The organism is Pseudomonas sp. 05N432, assembly GCF_056396945.1.
The window spans coordinates 1-1,152 of record NZ_JBFTMM010000051.1 but is presented as its reverse complement, the minus strand read 5'-3'; the positions used below and the strand labels follow the sequence as shown (position 1 = coordinate 1,152).

The 1,152-nt window shown below is 62.0% G+C and carries 1 protein-coding gene; it reads right to left on the bottom strand.

The features are described 5' to 3' along the window. The coding region (gene tssI / locus AC1DHT_RS29135) for a type VI secretion system tip protein TssI/VgrG (protein ID WP_477761586.1) at positions 1–1,152 on the bottom strand (1,152 nt) is incomplete at both ends.

Below are 1,152 nucleotides of genomic sequence, written 5' to 3'. Positions count from 1 at the left end.
CCGCCACCGGGCGAGCTGAGGCTCTTGAAGGTGCTGCGGGTCTTGTTCGCCGGCAGGTCGTAGGGAACGACGTTTTCCTTGTGGTACAGGCAGCCGCTGATCAGCGGTTGGTCGGGGTCGCCTTCGAGGAAGGTGACCAGCACTTCCATGCCGATCCGCGGGATGGCGATGCCGCCGTAGTGGGCGCCGGCCCAGGCGGACGAGACGCGCAGCCAGCAGTTGGTCTTGTCGTCGGCCTGGCCTTCGCGGTCCCAGTGAAATTGCACCTTCACCCGACCGTACTGGTCGCAGTGGATCTCTTCACCTTTGGGACCGGTGACCACCGCGCTCTGGCTGCCGAGGATGCGCGGCTTCGGGTGCACCAGCGGCGGACGGTTGGGCACGTCCCACGGCGTGGCCTGAAAGCGATTGCGGTAACCCTGGTGGAAGTCGTCCTTGAGGTCGGTGGTGTCGCTGGTCACCGACTCTTCGAGCACTTGCGGCTGCTTGCCTTCGTGAAGGATTTCAGTGAGCAGCCAGAGGTCGTTCCACTTAGGCTTGGGGTGCTGACTCAAGGCCAGGAAATGCCCGCTGACCAGCAGCGGCTGATCGCTTTTGCCTTCGGCCAGTTGGTAGTCGCTGCGGTGCCGTTCAAGGGATCGCTTGGCCAGGTGCTTGCCGCGTTCGCGGTCGATGAAGCGCCCTGGGTAGTCGTAGTCTTCAAGGTCCGGTTTGCTGTCGCCACGGGCCTCGCTTTCGAGGGTGATGCGTGGTTTCTCGAAGTCGTAGTCGCGACGGGTGGTGCGGCTGGTGCGGGTTTCCAGGCGCAGGTCGAAGCGCTTGATCACCGGGTCGTTGGCGACCATGCCGGAGTCTTGCTGATAGGCCACCGGCGCGAGTTTCGGGAACACCGTCTGGTCATCGCCGAACACCAGCTTGTGGGCGGTTGCGCTGTGCTGGAAGTGGTAGTGAATACCTTCTTCCTCGCACAGGCGCTGGATGAAATGCAGGTCCGATTCATCGTACTGAACGCAATACACGCGCTCGGGATAAATCGACCCGACTTTGAATTCGTAGGCGTTGCTTTGGATGCCGTGCTCTTCGAGGACCTGGCCGATAATTTTCGGCACGCTGAGGTTCTGGAAGATGCGTTGGTTGATGCGGTGCGAAAGG